Origin of the sequence: Collimonas fungivorans Ter331, from assembly GCF_000221045.1 — a bacterium.
Taxonomy (GTDB): Bacteria; Pseudomonadota; Gammaproteobacteria; order Burkholderiales; family Burkholderiaceae_D; genus Collimonas; species Collimonas fungivorans_A.
In genome coordinates this window covers 3,832,832-3,851,930 of record NC_015856.1, presented here as the reverse complement: position 1 = coordinate 3,851,930, position 19,099 = coordinate 3,832,832, and the positions used below count along the sequence as shown (strand labels likewise).

The following is a 19,099-nucleotide window of genomic DNA, read 5'->3' as shown; positions in this document are numbered from 1 at the left end:
TGTACATATATAAGATGGAGACCGTCATGAACCAGCAGTCGCAACAGGCAGCGGGCCGTTCCATAGACGCCTTGCTGGCCAAATACTCCGAAAGCCACCTGAACCCGGTAAATGAAGTGATCCATTTCATTTGCGTGCCGGTCATCGTGTTCACCTTGCTGGGTTTGCTGTGGGTTATCCACCCCGCGGTGGCGCTGGCGGCGGTGCTGGCCTCCATGCTCTACTACTTTTCCTTGTCGGTGCCGTTCGCGATCGGCATGCTGCTGATGTCGGGCGCCATGCTGGCCTTGCTCTATGTGCTGCCGCCCGGACTGGTGCTGCCGCTGTCGGTCAGCGTGTTCGTGATCGCCTGGATCGGGCAGTTTGTCGGCCACAAGATCGAGGGCAAGAAGCCGTCGTTTTTCGAGGATCTGCGTTTTCTCCTGATCGGCCCCCTGTTTGTCCTCGGTTTCCTGTACCGCCGCCTGCATATCGCGTATTGATGCCTGCTGCTTCCCTGAAAGTCGCCGTCTTCGGCGCCCGCGCCATCGGTATTTATGTCGGCGCTTCGCTGCTGGCAGCGGGCGTCGACGTGGTGCTGATAGGGCGGGCCCGCATGCGCGCGCAGATCGCTAGCCAGGGTTTGCTGCTGAGCGACCTGGAAGGCCGCCAGCAACGGCTTGAAGGCGCGCATGTTCCGTATCAGGAAAGCGCATCGGCGCTGGCCGGCGCCGACCTGATCCTGGTGACCGTCAAGAGCGCCGACAGCGCCGCGGCGGCGCACGCGATCGCCGGCCACGCCAAGCCGTCGGCGCTGATCGTCAGCCTGCAAAACGGCGTCGGCAACGCCGATACGCTGCGCAGCCTGTTAGGCGGCTGGCAAGTGCTGGCGGCCATGGTGCCGTTCAACGTGGCGCAGATGGACGGCAATCGTTTTCACCGGGCCACCGGCGGCGAGTTGATGATTGAGGCGGACGCCAGGCTGGAGCCCTGGCTGGCGCCGTTTCGCCAGGCCCATCTGCCATTGCAGCAGTGCGAGGATTTCGCCGCAGTCCAGTGGGGCAAGCTGTTGCTGAATTTGAACAATGCGGTGAATGCCCTGTCCGGCCTGGCGCTCAAAAGCGAGCTGTCGCAACGCGCCTACCGCCGTTGCCTGGCGTTGCTGATTGACGAAGCGCTAACGGTGCTGCGCGCTGCCGGGATTCGTCCGGCCAGGATCGCCGGCGTCAGGCCGCAGCTGCTGCCCGTCCTGTTGCGTTTGCCTGACGTCGTTTTCAAGCGGGTTGCCGCGGCCCTGCTGAAAATCGATCCTGAAGCGCGCTCCTCGATGTGGCAAGACTTGCAAGCAGGGCGCCTGACGGAAGTGGATTACCTGAATGGTGCGATAGTGCGCCTGGCCGAATCGCTGACGCGTGATGCGCCGGCCAACCGGCGCATCACGGCGCTGGTCCATGCCGCCGAACAGGACGGTGTGCAGCCCCTGTCCGGCGCGGAGCTGTATCGCGCCTTGCATTGAGCGCAGCCGAACCGGCAACGTTTTCTGTAAATAACGGAACGCAAAGCGCCAGGCCTGACTCGAAACAGGGTCGTTGCAACAGAGATCGCTCTGTTAATCCACTTGCAAAGAAAGGTCCGATATGAAGAAGCTTTTAGGCGCACTGACGCTATTGCTGGCTTTTACACCCTGGGTCCATGCGCAGAACGAACCCATGCCGCGGCCCGAACCGGGCATGGGGCTGGAAGGCCATCCGGATGCCCGCAATGACAGGCGGCCCGAATCTTTTTACGACGGCAGCCGCCGGATGGGGACGCACAGCGTAATGCGTTGCAAGGATGGGACGATGCGCAAGGCGCGCGCCGATGCTTGCCGTGACCATGACCGAAAACCAAAATGAAACCCGCCGACGATAAATATCGTACAGATATATAGATAAAGAATATCTGTTATCAGACAAATAAAGCAGACACGATTGCTGCGTCGCCATATAGTTGCACCTGTCTCCTCCAACACCTCCTAAGGTTTGGATTCAGCCCGCAACCGCAAGGTGAGCGGGCTTTTTTTTGCCTGTACGGATCGTGCAAAGGCGTGGACAACTATTCCCAGAGTGAGATTTGATCCGGCTGCGAGCATTGTAAAAAAGATGATGCGAATCAAAGGCTTGGATTTTTTACGGTGAGGTTATCAACAGGCTTGCGCACATTTTCTGTGGGTAACTCGGGTGGTTGAGGAGTCCGGCGTTTCTGTGGGCAAAAAAAAAAGCCCCGCAGGCAGCGGGGCTGGTTCCAACCGGTCCGACAGTGTCCTGTTTTCAGAAGCGCAGGAAAGAACCGCTCAGTTTCTTGTAAGGCGCGCTCCAGACGGTCAGCACCTTGTCGAGCAGGCTTGGCTGTTGTTGAGCCGTCTTGTACATATCAGGGCGAGCTTGGGCTTGCATCGCGCGTGTTGACAGCGGCAGTGGAGGAGAGATGCTGGCCATGATATTCCCTTTCAGTTAGTCGTCTATGTTGCAGTGCAGTATATGCAATATGAAATGACTAATCCAATTTCGCTTTCACATACGAATCATACGGTTTATGAATATCACACGGTTTTGCCTGGATAAATGGTTGCATATGCCAAGCCCGCATAAGCATATAGCTAACATATTGGCAGCCGACAATTTTCGTGCTGTAATGCAGCAAGCCGCATCGACGCAGAATAATGCGGTAACCCTCACTGTGGAAACGGAGAAAATCATGAAAAAACTGACAGGTCTGGCACTGCTCGCTTGCTGCTTTATTTTTAACCCGGTATTTGCCGCAAATTCGCAACAAAGCAAGATGGCGACATGCAACAAGGATGCGACCGGCAAGGCTGGCGACGACCGCAAAGCTTTCATGAAGGATTGCCTGAGCAAAAAGCCGGAAGCCGCGGCTCCTGCGACACAGCAAGAAAAAATGAAGTCGTGCAATGTCGACGCTACCGGCAAGAAGGGCGACGACCGCAAGGCGTTCATGAAACAATGCCTGTCCAAACCTAAGGCATAAGACATTCCATTCACGTATTCCTGCTGTAGCAAAAAAGCCCTGTCGCAGACGGGGCTTTTTCATTTTGTTACCAAATTGCTTCCTTATCATGGGAATTAATGTTTACTATGCAAAGTCGAAACCAAGCTTGCACTTTTTAAGGATCCACACATGAAAAAACTAGCGCTCACCCTGACTCTCGGCCTGGCTTGCGTCGCCGTCCAGGCTGCTCCCGACTGGCAATCCGTCGGCTCCAGCGATACTGCAGAGCTCAAGCTGGACCAGAATTCGATCAAGGACAACAAGGGCATCCGCGAAGCATGGTCCATGTGGAACTTCAAGGAGGCGCGCAAGAATGACGGCGACGCCAAGGTATTGCCGACTTTTAAGTCGTACCAGGATTTCACCGTATACGATTGCAAAGCCAAGACCTTGAGCCTGAAGCGGGAAATCCTGTTTGCCGAGGCTGACGGCGCCGGCGCAAGGGTGGATCACAGCGACGCCCTGAAGAATTCGACCTATGCCGCACCGGCCAAGGACTCGGTGGCCGAGGTCATGATGAATTTCGTTTGCGCATTCCCACTCGACGGCAAGCCGGCTGCTGCTGCAACCCCAGCCCCGGTCCCGGCCCCGGCTCAAAAAAGCAAGTAAGCAATTTCCCCTCTGAGCAAACAGTCGCAGGCACTCGCGCAATTTTCGCGCTGAGTCCTGCGTCATCTTTTCCGCGCTAGATGCGGAAAGGCTCCAGCGTTTCGTCGAACACGAAAAACTCGTTCTTGCCGGCCCGCTTGGCCTGATACATGGCGATATCGGCCTGCGACATCAATTGCGAAGTAGAGATGCCGCCCCCGCAGTACAGGGCAATGCCGATCGAAGCGCTGAGCTCGAATATGGTGCCGGCGATATTGAACGGTATGCCGATCGCCGCCAGCAATTGCTGGGCGACGCCGACCGCTGCATTGCGGGTATCGTTCAGGTCCGTCAGCAGGATCACAAACTCGTCGCCGCCCAGGCGCGCCACGGTATCGGTGCTGCGGCGGCCGTCCTGCAGGCGCGCCGCTACCTGGCGCAGGATGGCGTCGCCGGCCTCGTGTCCGTATTCGTCGTTGATCGGCTTGAAATCGTCGAGGTCGCAAAACAGCAGCGCAAAATGACCGCCGTCGCGCTGCGCGCGCGCCATCGCCTGCTGTAAACGGTCCTCCAGCATGGCCCGGTTGCACAAGCCGGTAAGCGCATCGTGATGCGCCATGAAAGCCATGCGCGCTTCGCTCTCCTTCAGCGCCATTTCCTTGTCGCGCAACCGCTCCACCAGGTAGTTGAAGCCCAGCACCAGGCTGCCGACCTCGTCCTGGCGCCTGATCGGCAACGGCGCCAGCTGGCGCTTGCCGTCAGCCATTTCACGCATCGCATGTGCGGCATCCGTCAACGGCCGTAAAGTGCGCGGCAACAGCAGCAGCATGATGGCAATCATGCCGGCCACGATCAGCAGCGTGTTCTTGAGATAGAAACCAAGCATGGCGTTAATCGGATGGAACACCTCCGCGGTAGGCATGCGGGCGACCACAAACCAGCCGGTGCTGGGCACCGTCACCATTGCCGACAGTTCTTCGATGCCCTTGGCGTTAATGGTTATCCCGGTGCCGCGGTAACCGGCCATGGCGCGGTCGTGCAGCAGGTTGACGCCGACCGGCGGCGTCGGTTTCAGCACCATGGCAGGATCGCTGGCGCCGACGAACAGCTTGTCGGCCGGCGACACCAGCAGAAACCCGCCGCTGACGCCGAGCTGGGTTTCCTGCAAGCGGTCGAGAAAACCGGGCGTATTGAGCGCCACCACGCCCGCCAGCACCGCCACTACCTGGCGCGCCGCGTTGCGCACCGGCGCCGCCATGATCAGGATCGGTTCGCCGCTGGCGCGGCCGCGCTGCGGCCGGCCCATCACCGGAGTATCGGCCTGCAAGGCGGACTGGAACCACCCGACTTCGGAAAAAACCAGCTCGCTGCGCCCGGCCACCGTCGGATATTCCGCCAGCAAGCCGTCGCCATCCGGCCGTACCACCAGCAGGCCGCTGTTAAACAGGGGATTGACGCGCTGCCGTTCCTCAAGCCAGATCGCCAGCTTCTCGGGCTGCTGCAGCAGCGCCGGCGGCAGTGCCGAACTCAGTTCGGCGATCAGTGCCTGGCGCGCCTGGACGCTATGGTCAATGTCGCGTGCGATATACGACGCAATCGACAATTGCTGGGCCGCCACCTCGTCGCGCAACAGTCCCTGGGCGAAAGGCAGCGCAAAAAACAGGCGTAGACCGATGCCGGCCACGATAATCAGGATACCGAGGCCAATCAGGCGGAACTTGATGCTTTGGAAGATTGGCATGAGGGAATCATACAGAAGTCGGCCCGATTGCAGCATTCCCAGGGCCAATCTGTGTCTCGGCGGCGATGTGTGGCTATTTCCTCATCTTGGCCATGCAGGTTTTTGCTATACTCCTGCCTGCAATGCAAGTCTCGCCATAGTTCAATGGATAGAACGAGTGCCTCCTAAGCGCTAGATACAGGTCCGATTCCTGTTGGCGGGACCAAGTCTCTTTTCTTTAACTCCCCCTTCAATTTGCCATAAGCCACCGGTGATCCTTCCCCATTCGTGATTCCCACGAAAAAAGATGGAAATGTTTGGCGTGTTCAACTCTACGTCCAGGGGCAACGGGATTCAGGTATCCAGCCCGGCCTTTATTCGACTTTGGCACTATGGATCATGCGTTGGTGCGTGATGTACTTTTACAGCACCTTATCGGCTTGAATTGAAGTTGAAACACCCTCTATCGAGACAGCTTTATTATTTTCTGACTCGACGTTTAATGTTTTGCGCGCCCGCTTTTCCTTAAGCTGGTGAGTGTGATGCAAATAATCGCGGCTAAACTGTTCGATCTGTATCAGCAGGAACCGCACCCTGTAATCCTCAATGCGTCGACTACGTGCCAGCCGCCTCCAGAAATCAGCGGCGCACCAACGCCGGAAACGCATATACACCGCCCTCCAATTGCCATATTGAAGAGGCAATTCTGCCCATGTTCCCTTACGCTCTACGATCCAGAATATAGCCTCGATGAATAGACGATTATCGTTTCTAAGAAGACTACTTTTTCCGGGGAAGCTGCGTTCTATTTGCTCCCATTGCCAATCATGCAATTTCTTCAACTGTGCCATATTAATTACCAAAATTTTTCCAAGACTTTTCGCGAGCGCGGAAAAGGAAGCAACATGAAATATCTTCCATTGTTAGCGCTATCATTTAGGCAAATTTAATTGTTGGCTACTGTCAAATTTGATAGTAGCGATCTGAGTTCGGCTCAGCGACGCGACATGAAGGAACTTTCGCAACCGTGGCCAGCATTTGGGCGTGCCTGTATAAATGTGCCGCTTCGTTTAACCGTACAGATGGCGCGGCCTTGATTTGATGCTGCGCTCTGCCGGCACGGTGGCGGCACCTGCCCCACTGATTACGTAGCCGCGTTTACGGGATTCGAGCCCTGGGGGACTGATGGAATAAAAAAGGGCCGGCATATCCTTGCTCGGCCCAACCAGGTTGGCGCCGGTTAAGCTGGAGTTGATCGGAGACTTTCTGTTATGGCACTTCGGCCACTATCGTGCAACTTGGCGCGAAACAAAATATCTCTGAGGATGTGATCGTCATCGAAGGTGATTTTCAACGCGAGGCCTAGCATAGTCAAATTCGCTCTGGTTCCAGAAACAGAGAAAATATCGGCGTCAGAAGTGAACGTCAGTTCCTCAGCCAAATGCGGCAACTGCTCCGCAATGATCACTTGTGCAACGGAATCCCAGTCCAGCCCATTACCGGTCCAGCCTTCTTCTGCTCGTTCTTGGAATATGTGCGCTTTTTCTTCAAAACTTGAATCCAGCAGAACCAGTGCCGTACAACTGCCATCAATAAGAAAAAATGGTGTGAACGTTGTCGTATCTACCAAGTCGCTTTTGCCCTGCGGCATGCCTATGATCGCCTGTTCCTCGGCGATCCTTGTCATGGTATCGAGCTTCATTGCCTATCTTCCTTTATATCAATGTGGCTAGAAAAATTAACTCAGACATTGTGGTGTGCTAGTTAGCGCATTGGCGCCGCTTAAATGTTAGAAATACTTGATAGCGAATTCCATTAAAAAATTTCAACTTTTTGAAAAAAATATACCGGCCTCAATAAAAATAATAATTGGCAAATACAATGACATCTCACTGGCTGTGAGTGCCGGCTTGCGTCAATCACGGGAAGGGATTAATGGACTATAAAGAATGGGCCGGCATATCGCTAAGGCGCCAAAAAGCTTCGTTCTAAATAGGCTGAGACGCGAACAGATTTTTATTTTTTCCAATGAGGGTGTTAGTCACCGAACATACTTTCTATTCGCGAAAGCGCACCATTTTTTCTCCGGTGTCTTTACAGAAAAGAGGAAATTATGAAAAAACCTAACGATGCGATCGAATTGCTGATCGGCGACCATAAGAAGGTCAAGGCGATGTTCAAGGAGTTCGAGGGACTTACTGATCGCTCCAAAATTGGAAAGAAAAAGATTGCGGACCAAATCTGCGATGCCTTGACTTTGCATACGATAATCGAAGAAGAAATATTTTATCCCGCCGTGCGCGAGGCCATCAAAGATGACGATCTGATGGACGAGGCGCTAGTGGAGCATGCCAGTGCAAAGGAGTTGATTGCAGAGATCGCAGGCATGGAGCCAGGCGAGGAACTATACGATGCCAAAGTTACCGTGCTCTCGGAACAAATCGATCATCATGTCAGCGAAGAAGAGGGCACGATGTTTCCCAAAGTGAGAAAGACTAATCTTGATCTCGTTCAGCTAGGTGAGGTTATGCAAGCTCGGAAAGACGAATCATCTTGATAAGGTCGTATCACCAATATGATGAGGGGGCAAAATGATGAAAACTTTTACAGGAGCCATTCCCAAGGAAATAAAAGCTGAAGTTGAACATGGACCGAGTAAAGAGGTCGCTGAAGAACATCAAGACGAGAGGAAACAAACAGAAAAAATAGAGCGGAAAGTCAAGGAAGACTGCGTCGATATCAGTCATGAAAATAAACCGCAGTAGCTTTCATAAGAAGCCCGTATTCAAAGAACGAAATCGTGAGACTGACATGGGCCGCTTTCGCGGTCCCCACACGGATGTCCGTTTAAGATAGTTAAAATTGCCGATAACGGGATCGCTTCATATAACTAACGTTTATTAGGTACGTCAATCATTCGTGTTCCTGAGGTGGGGCTAGTACATAACCCCCACACTGCGCTAGCCCAAAGAATGATGCCGGCACCAAGGCATCCGACTGGGTCGCTGGCACCAGCTTGAGCAAATAGTGGATAGGCGATGGCTAGCAACATCAACGAGCTTCCGGTGACATAGTGAGCTCGGTTTGAAAAGACACGGGCCAAGGGTAAGAAGTGTAGGCCAACGATAAAAATAATAGAGGGGACAATCCACGAAGTCATGCCAAAATTTGAGAAAACATTGGCAACAATAATAATGAGTGTCCATTGAACTGCATTTACTATATTAAAAACGCGCGCTGTTCGCCGTCTTTCGGGAGAATTAGCGTCTGCCGCTAATGCGTCTCGATATCTGCGATATCGCAATAGTGCGCAAGAAAATAATATGATCGTCGCTGTGACGACGCCCCCTAGGACAATAGGGGCTACCCCGAATACCGAATAACTCCACAAGATTAGCCAAGCACCACCAAAGACGCTGAAAAACATTACACCAATTGCTCGGCTGGCACGCCGAGCATCGCTGATTCTTGATGGTGATGTAGTACTCATGACCGACGGCTCCCTGGTTTCTAATTTCGGGTTACTTAGCCTCATCTCATCCGATGCGAGGAATTGCTTTGAGGATATATTACTTATATTGTTAACAATTGAGTGCCATTTTTTACAAAAATAGAGATAAAGTGAATTTCCCGCCTAGCGACCGGATTAGGAGAAGTAAAACATTCAAGTCGCGTGTAGTGCGTATTCTGAAGTGGACCCTTGCGGCTTACGAAATACTGCGTACGCTGATATACTTTCTTCATGGGAATGAAAAGAGTCACTCGCCGCTTCGCCGCCTGGATCGCGTGTTTTGCGATGATCTTCGGTGCGCTGGCGCCATCGATTTCTCATGCCCTTTCGGTGTCTCGAGGTGAAATCTGGACCGAGATTTGCAGCGCCGGCCGCACGAAATTCGTCGATGTGAGCGTTGACAGGGGAGGGGTTTCCGAACCGACCACGCAAGATTCAATCCACCTTGAACATTGTCCGTTCTGTGCCACGCACGCCGGCTCGTTCGCCTTACCGCCGAATTCAGGATTTACCACCCCCCTGATCGAAACGCAGGATATTTACCCCGTCCTTTTCTTCCAGTCTCCGCAGCCCCTTCCTATATGGACTGTTGCGCAATCTCGCGCGCCTCCCATACCAGTCTGATCCTGTCGCCGCTGGCTTGACCCGCATGTGCTATGCGTGTCCGGCTTCCGTAATTTCCGCTCAAGGCTCGGCCCGATAATTTCGCGCCATTGGGTGATGCCGCCAATCGATTTCGGCCCCTGCGTTGGATGTGGGTTGGTCGATTTGACACTGGATATCTTTTGAAATTTTTCATTCTGTCTGCGCTTTTGGCGTCGGCCTTTGCTGACGTGCGCGCGCAGCCTGTCGTCAAGAACGCCTGGGTGCGCGCCACCGTATCGCGGCAGAAGGCCACGAGCGCCTTCAAGCAATTAATCTCATCGGAAAGCCTCGCCAGGTGTGCCACCCAAGCCGTTACTAGAGTAGGTATAAGGAGCATCGAATGTCATTAAAAAAATTCCTGCGTTCTCCGCGCGGGCAGTTCAGGCTGCCGTTGATCCGTAGCTTCAGGATTGTCGCTACTGGCCCCAAATCCCCAGGTCTACGCTTTGCCGAAGACTCTTGCTCGAATCAGCGAGAACTAAAAGAAATACCGCTCATGAAACGCTCCGTCCTAAATCCCCTGACGACCGCGCTGTGCATGGCCGGTATCGCAGGGCTGCCGGCCATTGCGCAGGCGCAATCCGATGCCGTAGCCGGCCAGCCTGTGCAAACATTGCCGGCCGTTACGATCACCGGTGACCGAGAGGGCTACCAGCCGTCTTCAAGCACCACCGCCACACGCACTGACACACCGTCGTTACAGACGCCGCAGAACATTCAGATCGTGCCCCAAGCAGTGATCCGTGATCAAAACGCGTTGACACCGTCGGAGGCCTTGCGTAACGTGGCTGGCGTACAGTTCGATTTTGGCTTCAACGGCTCGATGCAGCCTTTGATCATCCTGCGCGGTTTCCCTAGCGCATCCATGACCGCAATGGGACCGATGTCAGGCATGTCCACCTACTATCTTGACGGCAGTAAGGTAACGGGCGTTCCAATCAACATGGCCAATGTCCAGTCGGTCGAGGTGATCAAGGGGCCGTCAAGCGTCCTGTATGGCCGGGCTGAACCTGGGGGATTGGTCAACGTCGTAACCAAGCCGATCTCCAGCGTACCCGAATTCAGCGTCGAGCAGACCGTTGGCCAGCGCGGTCTGTCGCGCACTGCTATCGAGGCCTCTGGTGCCCTTAATGAAGACAGGACGGTACGCGGCAGAGTAGCTGCCTCCTACCACACATCGAACTCCATCCGTGATTTCGTAACGGATCGGCTCGGCGCTTTCAACGGGAGTCTGGCCTGGGTGCCCGACGCACGCACCAGTGTCACCGCAACGCTCGACTACACCGACCAGCGTTATCGCACCGACTATGGCGTCCCCGCCGTAGGCAGTCGCCCGGCGGACCTGCCCTGGTCGCAACAGTTCAATGACTCGCCTTACCTGTCGAGCGCCAAGACTGCCAGCTTCAAGCTCGACGTGTCGCACCAGTTGAACGACACCTGGCAAATCAAAGCCAAATTCCTGAGCCTGCGCAGCGACACTTCGGAGATGGACATCAGTCCTTACCGTGTGGACCTCGGGGCCGCGATGGCGCCGGACCAGGCCTGTCCCGGCACGGGAAATCCCTTGTGCCGTTACTATTTTTACGTGCGCCCCAATGGTCGATACCAGCTCGATCAGTTCAACACCGATCTGATCGGCAAGTTCCAGACGGGCGATATCGGACATACCGTCCTGTTGGGCTTAGATACCTATACCAGCAAGAAGAGCGGTACGACCTACTTTCAACAGATCTCGGCTGTAGACATTTACAACCCGCAGCTTGGCGGCACGCCTGCGTTCGACGCCGCCATGTCGATGCCGACGGAGATCGATGACCGCAACCGCTGGACTAGCTTGTACGTACAAGACCAACTGGCCCTGGGTAATGTTTTTTTGACCGGCGCCCTGCGGCACGACCGCACCAGTGCCATCTATGCTCCCCCAGGGACAGAACCAAACAAACAATCCTTTACCACGCCACGGCTGGGTGCCGTTTGGCAGTTTGCGCCGAACCAGGCCATCTATGTGCAGTATCAGGACGCAGTGTCTGCGAACAACGGGCGCGACACAGTTACCCGTGCTCCGCTAGCAGCAGAACGGGCAAAGCAATTTGAGATTGGTCACAAGATCGAACTGTTCGGCGGAAAACTCAGCTCCACCGTCGCACTATACGAGCTAACCAAGCGCAACCGAGGAGGCTCGGTACCCATTGCAGTTGCCCCGTTCTACGACACCGTTACGATTGGCAAGGCCCGCTCACGCGGCGTCGAATGGGATGTCTCGGGCCAGTTGACGAAACGCCTGTCCTTGATTGCCTCCTATGCCTACACGGCCACGGAAGTCACAGAAGATCCTACTTACCAGGGAAAGACGCTGGCAAACGTCGCGCGCCACACCGCCAGTATGTGGGCACGCTATGCACTCGATAGCCAGTGGGCGGCTGCTGGCGGCATCTTCGCACAGGGACAGCGCCAAGGAGATGTCGGTAATACGTTCCAATTGCCGGGATACGCTCGAGTAGATGCGATGTTGGCGTATAAATTCGGCCTCGCCAGCTCCAAGGCGTCGCTGCAGTTCAACATCGACAATGTCTTCAACAAGAAGTACTACACTGGCAGCCACCAGTTCGTGCAGGATTGGATCAAGCTTGGCGATCCACGTACGGCCAAAGTCACGCTGCGAGTAGATTACTGAGCCTTTATGGACTCGCTCGTCACCTTCTTCCCATTGACAAACAGTCCAGCGGCAATACCGCGTTGCGGCATCTGTCTTGGTGCTTCGCCGATCTTAACGCTACCTTAATGTTATTGAATCAAGTCCGTCTTATACTTACCCCGTCACTAACCATGACGGTATCCCCTCCCTCGATGGACCTTCATGCCCGCAGCCGAAAGGTTGGCGGGCATTTTTTTGTTCGCAGTACCGGGCGCCGGCCTTGCGCCGGCCCGGCATCGATTCAAACTGTCCCTGCGGTGGTTATTGCACGGGCGGCAGCTTCGATAGAAACGCATCGACATGAGGTTGCCCACGAAGTGACCAAACGAATCATCGAACTGTCCGGTCCCAGCTTCTCCCAGACATAGAACTGAAAGTCTCGCTGCAGCGTGGAGATCACGGAGTCCGGCAGTATGGGGAATACCTGGTTGGTCTCGGATTCGGCGCTTAGCAAGTAGCCGGCGGACGAGATACCCGAAGCCAGCTTTTCAGCTGGTCAAGACGGCCGTTGGCGACACATATGTCTGCCCAGCGTCAATCTATGGAACGAACAATGATTTGTCCGTCAATGACCCCCATGTCGTCCGTTTCAGCCCTCACACTGCGGCTCGGATCTGGTTACATTGGATGGACGCTAAACAATTCAAATCGGTCTGGCCATTGTCTTCGGAGTTCAAGAATGGGTTTGCCAATCAACGATATTCAGCAACATCAAAAAAATAGCTACGCAGGCAAGAGGGTGTTCGTTTCCGGCGGTTCTCAAGGGCTTGGCCGCGCCATTGCCTTGCAGCTCGCCCGCGATGGCGCTCATGTATGCGTGGCGGCTCGAGGGCTCGACGCCTTGGCGCAGACCGTGGCAGAGATGAGGCAGGCGGCGACCGGCCGAGACACGGTGCTGATCGCGCGCAATGTAGATGTTACCGATCCGGCGGCGGTGGAGCTGGTGGCTGCGGATGCGGTGGCCGCGCTCGGCGGACTGGATCTGTTGATCTGCAACCAGGGCTTCGCCCACGCCGGCCAGGTGCATGAGCTTCCAGTCAAGGACTTCAAACAGCTGATCGAGGTGAATTACCTTGGCCATGCCTACCTCTGCCGCGCGTTTGCGCCGCATTTCATGCAGCAGAAAGCCGGCACGGTAGTGATGGTCAGCTCTGTGCTTGGCTATCTCAGTACTTACGGCTATGCCGCGTATTCGGCCAGCAAGTGGGCCATCGTCGGTTTCGCCGAGGGCTTGCGGCAGGAATTAGGGTTATACGGCGTGCAGGTGAAAGTAGTGTATCCCGGCACTATCGACACCCCTGGCCTGGCCCAGGAGAATGCTGACAAGCCTAAGGTAGTGTGGGAAATCGAAAGCAACAATGCGTTTAACGTGGTGCGTAGCGCCGACGAGGTGGCGCGCCGGCTGCTGATAGCCACATGTGGTTCGCGTTTTGAGAACCCAATCGGCTGGGACGGATGGTTTTCTTTTCTGGCCAGCCGTCATTTGCCGTCGCTGGTGCGGATGTTGAATGACGGCGATCTCAGGAAAGCGATAAAAAAGCACGCGACGCCTTAGTTGTAAAAATGGATCGAGATAGGGGCGATCACCACATTCTCTCGGTGGGACATGCAGTGGAGGCAATTGTTTCGCCGCCTCGAAGCTGAACTGCGCACGACACTACGCCGTTTATCAATGCTGCTCTGAGGCGAACGGATCGTAGCTGCCGAAATTCCAGACGTTGCCTTCGGTGTCGCGCGCATCGTAGCCGCGGCCGGGATAACCGTCATTGTCCTTCGGATCTGTGAGTATTTCAGCGCCGGCGGCGCGAGCCCGGGCGCAGTGCGCGTCCGGGTCATCTATCACAGCGTATATGCAGGCCGTTATGCCGCCCGCTTCGGCGACGGTCTTCCAGCGATACTTGTCCTTGACCTCGCCAGGCCTGTCCGAACCAAGCATGATCATCTGGCCATTCAGCAGCAGCTCGGCATGGTGCACGATCGAGGGATCGCCCTCGTCGGCATACACGGCTTTGCGTTCGAAGCCGAAGGCCGTGCAGAGGAAAGAGATGGCAGCCGGCGCATCGCTATAGCGCAGGCAAGGAATCAGGGCGTGATGTACTGGCATGGCGTTCCTCTCGGAATCTAGCTTGGTCGAAAGCGCTGGGATGAGTTGCCTAGCGTCTTTTGGGGCGATCTTAGCACGTGCGGCAACACTATAAATTATGCCCGGTTTATCGCCGAGGGCTCACGCCTCTGCAACAAGACGCCGCGCTTCCATGATCTGCGGCAAGCTCTCTTCAATCCAGTCGGCCAGTGCCTCCACTTTATTTCCGACCTCTAGCCCGAGGGGCGTCAGGCTGTATTCGACATGCGGCGGCACAACCGGATAGGATTTGCGCAGCACGAATCCGTCGGCTTCCAGCCATTGCAGCGTCTGCGCCAGCATCCTTTCGCTGACGCCATTCACCTTCCTGCGCAAATCGCTGAAACGGTAGGTCCCGCCGAGCAAGGCGACCAGGATCAGCACTCCCCAGCGGCTGGTGACGTGGGTCAGCACTTCGCGTGACGGACACTTGCCGGTAAACAGGTCGCCTCTCTGCATCTGGGCGGAGAGGGGCATGGTTGCCGCTGTCGGGCTGTTGGCGTCTTTATTCATTGGGCACTTACCTTTGTGTTGGTACTTACTAAACGTAAGTTTGAGTGATATTGTGCCAGTTCTTCTCTCGCATATAAAGGAGTTTGACCATGATCGTCGTAACTGGAGCCTCCGGCCAACTGGGCCGTCTTGCCATCAAGGAACTGCTTAAAACACTGCCGGCAAGCGAAATCGTCGCCGCCGTGCGCACTCCCGAAAAAGTTTCTGACCTGGCCGCCTTGGGTGTGCAGGTACGGCTGGCCGACTATGCCCAGCCGGCGACGCTCGACGCTGCATTCAAGGGCGCCGGCAAGCTGCTGCTGATTTCGTCCAGCGAAGTGGGGCAGCGCCTGCCGCAGCATCGCAATGCGATTGACGCCGCCAAGCGCGCCGGTGTCGGCCTGGTGGCCTACACCAGTGTCCTGCGCGCCGATACTTCGCCGTTGGGCCTGGCCGGCGAACATAGGGCAACCGAAGCGCTGCTGAAGGCGTCCGGCCTGCCGCATGTAGTGCTGCGCAACGGCTGGTACACGGAAAACTACCTGGCCAGCGTACCCACCGCCTTGCATGGCGCCTACATTGGCAGTGCCGGCGAAGGCCGGATTGCATCGGCGGCGCGTGCCGACTACGCCGCTGCAGCTGCGGCCGTATTGACCAGCGCCGACCAGGCCGGCAAGGTATATGAATTGGCCGGCGACGAAACCTACACACTGACGGAACTGGCGGCTGAAATCAGTCGCCAGTCGGGCAAGACGGTGGTCTACCAGAACCTGGCGGAAGCCGATTTCAAGGAAGCGCTGCTTGGCGCAGGCTTGCCTGAGCATGTCGCCGGTTTGCTGTCGGATTCCGATATCGGGGCATCTAAAGGCGCACTGTTTGACGATAGCCATCAGCTGAGCCGGCTGATCGGCCGGCCGACGACGTCGCTTGCGACGCTGGTTAAAGCAGCGCTTGCCTGACCTGCCTCGGATAAGCCGGTTTCCTTATACGATTTGTTCCGGGTACAGGACGGCAAGATTGCCGAGCACTGGGATGTTCACCAAGCGATTCCGCGCAGAGCGAGTGGAAAAACCAGAACGGGAAATTCGGGTTTTGAAGCCCGCCGGTTTTCGCCGGCTTCAAACCCGTGATGCTGGCATTGACGTTAAATGCCAGGCCCAGAATTTGTAGCTTGCCCACAGTAGAACAAGCTCCCCACCGCCCGTAAGCAGACGGTGGGGAAACCTCCGGAAAATCTATTTCGGCTCGGTGAAAAAATAGAGTAATGCAACCATAGGCAAAGCAAAACCAAGCCACGACGCCATGACCCATCCGCCATGCGCGAAAGCCAGGCCGCCCAGCGCCGAACCGAGCGCGCCGCCGGCGAAGAAAGTCGCCATGTAGAGGCCATTGAGGCGGCTCCGATATTCGGCGCCCAATACAAAGATGGCGCGCTGCCCCAGCACCAGGTTGGTGGTGGCGCCAAAATCCAGCAGGATGCCGGCGGCAACCAGCAAGCCCAGTGCGAGCGGCGAGCCATAGGCGCCGATATGGGTGATGAGGAAGGCGCCGGCGACGGCCAGCATCGCGAATGCAGTCGCCGCCTTGGTCCAGCCGCGATCGGCGAAACGGCCGGCGATGGGCGAGGCGATGGCGCCAGCTACGCCCGCCAGGGCGAACAGTGCAATGCCTCCCTGCGACAGCCGGAACTCCGGTCCCGCCAGCAGCAGCGGGGTAGTGGTCCAGAACAGGCTGAAGGCGGCAAACAGGCTGGCCTGATAGAACGCGCGCCGCCGCAGCACCGGCGTGTTGCGCATCAGGTCGACCATGGAGGCCAGCAGCTTGCCGTAGGAAATGGTGGATACCGGTTCTCGCCGCGGCAAGGCCAGCCTGAGCATGAGCGCCAGCAGCGCCATCGCCGCGGCCGAGATGAAAAACACCGTGTGCCACGATGCAAACTGGGCGATGAAACTGGAGACCGGACGCGCCAGCATGATGCCGAGCATCAGGCCGCTGACGACGCTGCCGACGGCGCGGCCGCGTTCCGCTTCCGGCACCAGGTGCGCGGCATATGGCACCAGCACCTGCACTGCAACCGAGGCGAGGCCGATGCACAGCGTGGCGGCGAAGAAGGGCAGGGGATGCGTCGACAATGCGGCTGCCAGCAGCGCCAGGGCGGCGAGGCCGATCAGGGTCAGCACCAGGCGGCGGGTCTCGAGCAGGTCGCCGAGCGGCACGATGAACAGCAATCCGATGCCGTAGCCGATCTGGGTCAAGGTGACGATCAGTCCGGTGGCGCCGGGCGACAGGCCCAGCGCTACGCCTATCGGTCCGGCCAGGGGCTGGGCGTAATACAGGTTGGCGGCAATCAGCCCGCAGGCGAATGCCAGCAGGAGCATCATCCAGGCCGAGGCTGACGGTTCGGTTCTGGTCTCGGCGCTAGCGCTAAATGTGGTCATGGTGATCCTTAAAAAGGGAATAAACGTTTCCTAAATTGGCAAAAAAATCAGGCGAGCACCTTCATGGCGATATCTGTCAGCACGCTCATCTCGTTCCGGGTGCGGCCGGTCTTGCCGACCACGCGCATGCCCTGGATCATGCACAGCAGCAGGCGGGCGGTAGCTGCGCTATCTATATGCGGCGGAATCGAGCCGTCTTGCTGGCCCTGCCGGATCAGCGCACCGATCAATACTTCGTTGCGAGTCAGTGCTGCAGTCACCCACTGCGCGACATCCGGATCAAAGGTGGCCAGTTCCGCCGCGCTGCCGACCACCATGCAACCCTCGAGACCGCCGGCGCCATGCGATGCATCGGCATAGAAGGCTAACGCCAGGCGCACCTGGTCCTTTCCCGTCGCGCCCGCACTGACCACCGCCCGCAGCTGCGCATCGCGCACGGTCTTGTAACGGTCGAGCGCTGCCAGGAAAACACTCTTTTTGTCCTTGAACGCCTTGTAGACGCTGCCCGAGGCGAGCTGCATGGCTTGCGTCAGGTCGCATACCGTGGTGGCGTGATAACCGCGCTCGCTGAATACGCGTACGGCCTTGTCGAGCGCCTGGTCCATGTCGAACTCGCGCGGCCTGCCGCGGCTGCGGGAAACATTGACTGGATCTGACAGGGAATTTGACATTTCTGGATTATGGAAACGTTTGTTCCCTAAGTCAAGGACTGAAACATTATCGTTATTTGTTGGTCACATACAAACAAGCTTGAGCAAGCCGTAAAACAAGGTCTTATTGATAATGGAGGCTGCCATGTCTAAGAAAAACAGAGTAGTTAGGAATGTTGCGCTGGCATCCATGTTTCTTTGCTGGCATCCCTTCACCCAGGCCGATGACGCCATGCCGCCGCTGGCGCCGGCGGGCGACAGCAGCTACGCCTCGGCCGCACTCGGCAACGGCATCCTGTACGGCACCAGCCTGGACGGCCAGAAGCCGATGCGCTGGCGCGCGGCGGAAATCCGCTTCGGGCCGGCTCTCGACCTGTTCGGGCTGGCGGCCGGCGGGCATCTGCCGGCGGGCGCCAGCACCCGGCTTGACTATGTGTATTACAACGAGGGCCATCCCGACAACAACCACCGCGACGGTTACGCCGTGCAGATGGTTTACCGCCAGAATTTGCGTCCCAGTTTTGACCTTGAAGTAGGCGCCGGTCCGTATTTCAGCATGAATCGAACTACCGTCAACGGTACGGAAAAAGACGATGCGCGCCTGGGCGGCCTGGTTTCCGTGGCGCTGCTGACGCGCCTTGACCAGTATTCGCCTGGCCTCAGTCTTCGGCTGGCGTACAACCACGTGCTGACGCCCGGCGCGCCTTCCTCGGATGCTTTCCTGGTTGGCCTCGGCAAGGATTTCGGCGCGGCGCATGTGAGCCCGCCCGATGCGGACGGCCGGCATGGCGTGTGGCTGGCGGCGCTGGGCGGTTTTGCCCAGACCAACCAGTCGGGGCCGGGCAAGCGCCTGAGTTATGCGCTGGAAGCGAAAAAATATTATGGCCCCTGGGCCGCTTCGGTGTCTGCGATTGAAGAAGGCGACGACGGCGTACGCGTGAACCGGCACGGGATCGCCGCGCAGGGCTGGTATGTGCAGCCGGTCGCCGAGCACTGGGATATCAGCGCCGGCGCCGGGCCTTATCTGGCGGTCAATAAACGCGATTCGAGCGACTGGAAAGTCAACGGCCTGATCAGCCTGCAGGTCGGGCGCGACCTGGGCCATCAATTGCGCGGCTTCGCCAGTTTCGGCCGGGTGGTCACTTTCAGGAACAAGAATGATGCCGACCTGATGACGATCGGCATCATGAAAGGCTTCGACCTCTAGCGTC

20 protein-coding genes and 1 tRNA gene are annotated in these 19,099 nt (G+C 56.9%); 13 read left to right on the top strand and 8 right to left on the bottom strand.

Features of this window, described 5'->3' with window-relative positions; translation table 11 throughout:
* The first annotated feature begins 26 nt into the window (after positions 1-26).
* The 3 genes from CFU_RS17005 (at position 27) to CFU_RS16995 (ending at position 1,874) form a co-directional block, all read left to right on the top strand.
* Positions 27-482: a DUF962 domain-containing protein gene (locus CFU_RS17005; protein ID WP_041742254.1), complete on the top strand. Its 456-nt coding sequence runs from the start codon at positions 27-29 to the stop codon at positions 480-482.
* On the top strand, positions 482-1,495 hold the full coding sequence (locus CFU_RS17000) for a 2-dehydropantoate 2-reductase (RefSeq protein WP_041742253.1): 1,014 nt from the start codon (positions 482-484) through the stop codon (positions 1,493-1,495). The genes CFU_RS17005 and CFU_RS17000 overlap by 1 nt, the downstream gene beginning before the upstream one ends.
* 121 nt (positions 1,496-1,616) lie before the next feature.
* On the top strand, positions 1,617-1,874 hold the full coding sequence (locus CFU_RS16995; RefSeq protein ID WP_041742252.1) for a hypothetical protein: 258 nt from the start codon (positions 1,617-1,619) through the stop codon (positions 1,872-1,874).
* 414 nt (positions 1,875-2,288) lie between these two features.
* Here the strand turns inward: CFU_RS16995 and CFU_RS24940 are convergent, their stop codons facing one another.
* Positions 2,289-2,456, bottom strand: coding sequence for a hypothetical protein (locus CFU_RS24940; protein WP_014007266.1), 168 nt, complete (start codon positions 2,454-2,456; stop codon positions 2,289-2,291).
* Between the two features lie 259 nt (positions 2,457-2,715).
* Here CFU_RS24940 and CFU_RS16990 point away from each other — a divergent pair, with 259 nt between their 5' ends.
* Together CFU_RS16990 and CFU_RS16985 are read left to right on the top strand one after the other, a co-directional pair.
* Positions 2,716-3,006: a PsiF family protein gene (locus tag CFU_RS16990; protein WP_041743616.1), complete on the top strand. Its 291-nt coding sequence runs from the start codon at positions 2,716-2,718 to the stop codon at positions 3,004-3,006.
* Positions 3,007-3,156: 150 nt separating this feature from the next.
* On the top strand, positions 3,157-3,636 hold the full coding sequence (locus tag CFU_RS16985) for a surface-adhesin E family protein (RefSeq protein WP_014007264.1): 480 nt from the start codon (positions 3,157-3,159) through the stop codon (positions 3,634-3,636).
* Between the two features lie 76 nt (positions 3,637-3,712).
* On the opposite strand, the gene CFU_RS16980 is transcribed toward CFU_RS16985, so the two are convergent.
* Positions 3,713-5,356, bottom strand: a complete 1,644-nt coding sequence (locus CFU_RS16980; RefSeq protein ID WP_050808627.1) for a diguanylate cyclase domain-containing protein — start codon at positions 5,354-5,356, stop codon at positions 3,713-3,715.
* Between the two features lie 130 nt (positions 5,357-5,486).
* Here CFU_RS16980 and CFU_RS16975 point away from each other — a divergent pair.
* Positions 5,487-5,561 (top strand) — tRNA-Arg (locus CFU_RS16975).
* Between the two features lie 196 nt (positions 5,562-5,757).
* Here CFU_RS16975 and CFU_RS23405 read toward each other — a convergent pair.
* On the bottom strand, positions 5,758-6,186 hold the full coding sequence (locus CFU_RS23405; RefSeq protein WP_050808626.1) for a transposase: 429 nt from the start codon (positions 6,184-6,186) through the stop codon (positions 5,758-5,760).
* A 389-nt stretch (positions 6,187-6,575) separates the two neighbouring features.
* Entirely contained in the window at positions 6,576-7,037 is a 462-nt protein-coding gene (locus CFU_RS16965) for an Imm51 family immunity protein (RefSeq protein ID WP_041742250.1), read from the bottom strand.
* A 411-nt stretch (positions 7,038-7,448) separates the two neighbouring features.
* Here CFU_RS16965 and CFU_RS16960 point away from each other — a divergent pair, with 411 nt between their 5' ends.
* The 5 genes from CFU_RS16960 to CFU_RS16945 all read left to right on the top strand — a co-directional run bounded on the left by CFU_RS16960 (position 7,449) and on the right by CFU_RS16945 (position 13,741).
* On the top strand, positions 7,449-7,892 hold the full coding sequence (locus CFU_RS16960; RefSeq protein ID WP_014007262.1) for a hemerythrin domain-containing protein: 444 nt from the start codon (positions 7,449-7,451) through the stop codon (positions 7,890-7,892).
* Between the two features lie 34 nt (positions 7,893-7,926).
* Positions 7,927-8,100, top strand: a complete 174-nt coding sequence (locus CFU_RS24935) for a hypothetical protein (protein WP_190275168.1) — start codon at positions 7,927-7,929, stop codon at positions 8,098-8,100.
* A 977-nt stretch (positions 8,101-9,077) separates the two neighbouring features.
* On the top strand, positions 9,078-9,470 hold the full coding sequence (locus CFU_RS23975) for a DUF2946 domain-containing protein (RefSeq protein ID WP_337999058.1): 393 nt from the start codon (positions 9,078-9,080) through the stop codon (positions 9,468-9,470).
* Between the two features lie 517 nt (positions 9,471-9,987).
* On the top strand, positions 9,988-12,165 hold the full coding sequence (locus CFU_RS16950; protein WP_041743613.1) for a TonB-dependent siderophore receptor: 2,178 nt from the start codon (positions 9,988-9,990) through the stop codon (positions 12,163-12,165).
* 700 nt (positions 12,166-12,865) lie between these two features.
* A complete protein-coding gene (locus CFU_RS16945) occupies positions 12,866-13,741 on the top strand; it encodes an SDR family NAD(P)-dependent oxidoreductase (protein ID WP_190275167.1) in 876 nt (291 codons plus the stop codon).
* 114 nt (positions 13,742-13,855) lie between these two features.
* On the opposite strand, the gene CFU_RS16940 is transcribed toward CFU_RS16945, so the two are convergent.
* Together CFU_RS16940 and CFU_RS16935 are read right to left on the bottom strand one after the other, a co-directional pair.
* A complete protein-coding gene (locus CFU_RS16940) occupies positions 13,856-14,290 on the bottom strand; it encodes a VOC family protein (protein WP_014007259.1) in 435 nt (144 codons plus the stop codon).
* A gap of 120 nt (positions 14,291-14,410) precedes the next feature.
* A complete protein-coding gene (locus CFU_RS16935; protein WP_014007258.1) occupies positions 14,411-14,821 on the bottom strand; it encodes a winged helix-turn-helix transcriptional regulator in 411 nt (136 codons plus the stop codon).
* An 89-nt stretch (positions 14,822-14,910) separates the two neighbouring features.
* Between CFU_RS16935 and CFU_RS16930 the strand changes: the two genes are divergently transcribed.
* A complete protein-coding gene (locus CFU_RS16930; protein ID WP_041742248.1) occupies positions 14,911-15,759 on the top strand; it encodes an SDR family oxidoreductase in 849 nt (282 codons plus the stop codon).
* A 276-nt stretch (positions 15,760-16,035) separates the two neighbouring features.
* Here the strand turns inward: CFU_RS16930 and CFU_RS16925 are convergent, their stop codons facing one another.
* Both CFU_RS16925 and CFU_RS16920 read right to left on the bottom strand, forming a co-directional pair.
* The gene (locus tag CFU_RS16925) at positions 16,036-17,238 is read right to left on the bottom strand and encodes an MFS transporter (protein WP_014007256.1); all 1,203 of its coding nucleotides are present in this window, start codon (positions 17,236-17,238) and stop codon (positions 16,036-16,038) included.
* 47 nt (positions 17,239-17,285) lie between these two features.
* Positions 17,286-17,909 (bottom strand): TetR/AcrR family transcriptional regulator, encoded by a 624-nt coding sequence (locus tag CFU_RS16920; protein ID WP_014007255.1) that lies wholly within the window; start codon positions 17,907-17,909, stop codon positions 17,286-17,288.
* A gap of 124 nt (positions 17,910-18,033) precedes the next feature.
* Here CFU_RS16920 and CFU_RS16915 point away from each other — a divergent pair, with 124 nt between their 5' ends.
* Positions 18,034-19,095 carry a hypothetical protein gene (locus CFU_RS16915; RefSeq protein WP_148264868.1) on the top strand — a complete coding sequence of 354 codons (1,062 nt, stop codon included), beginning with the start codon at positions 18,034-18,036 and terminating at the stop codon, positions 19,093-19,095.
* Positions 19,096-19,099 lie beyond the last annotated feature (4 nt).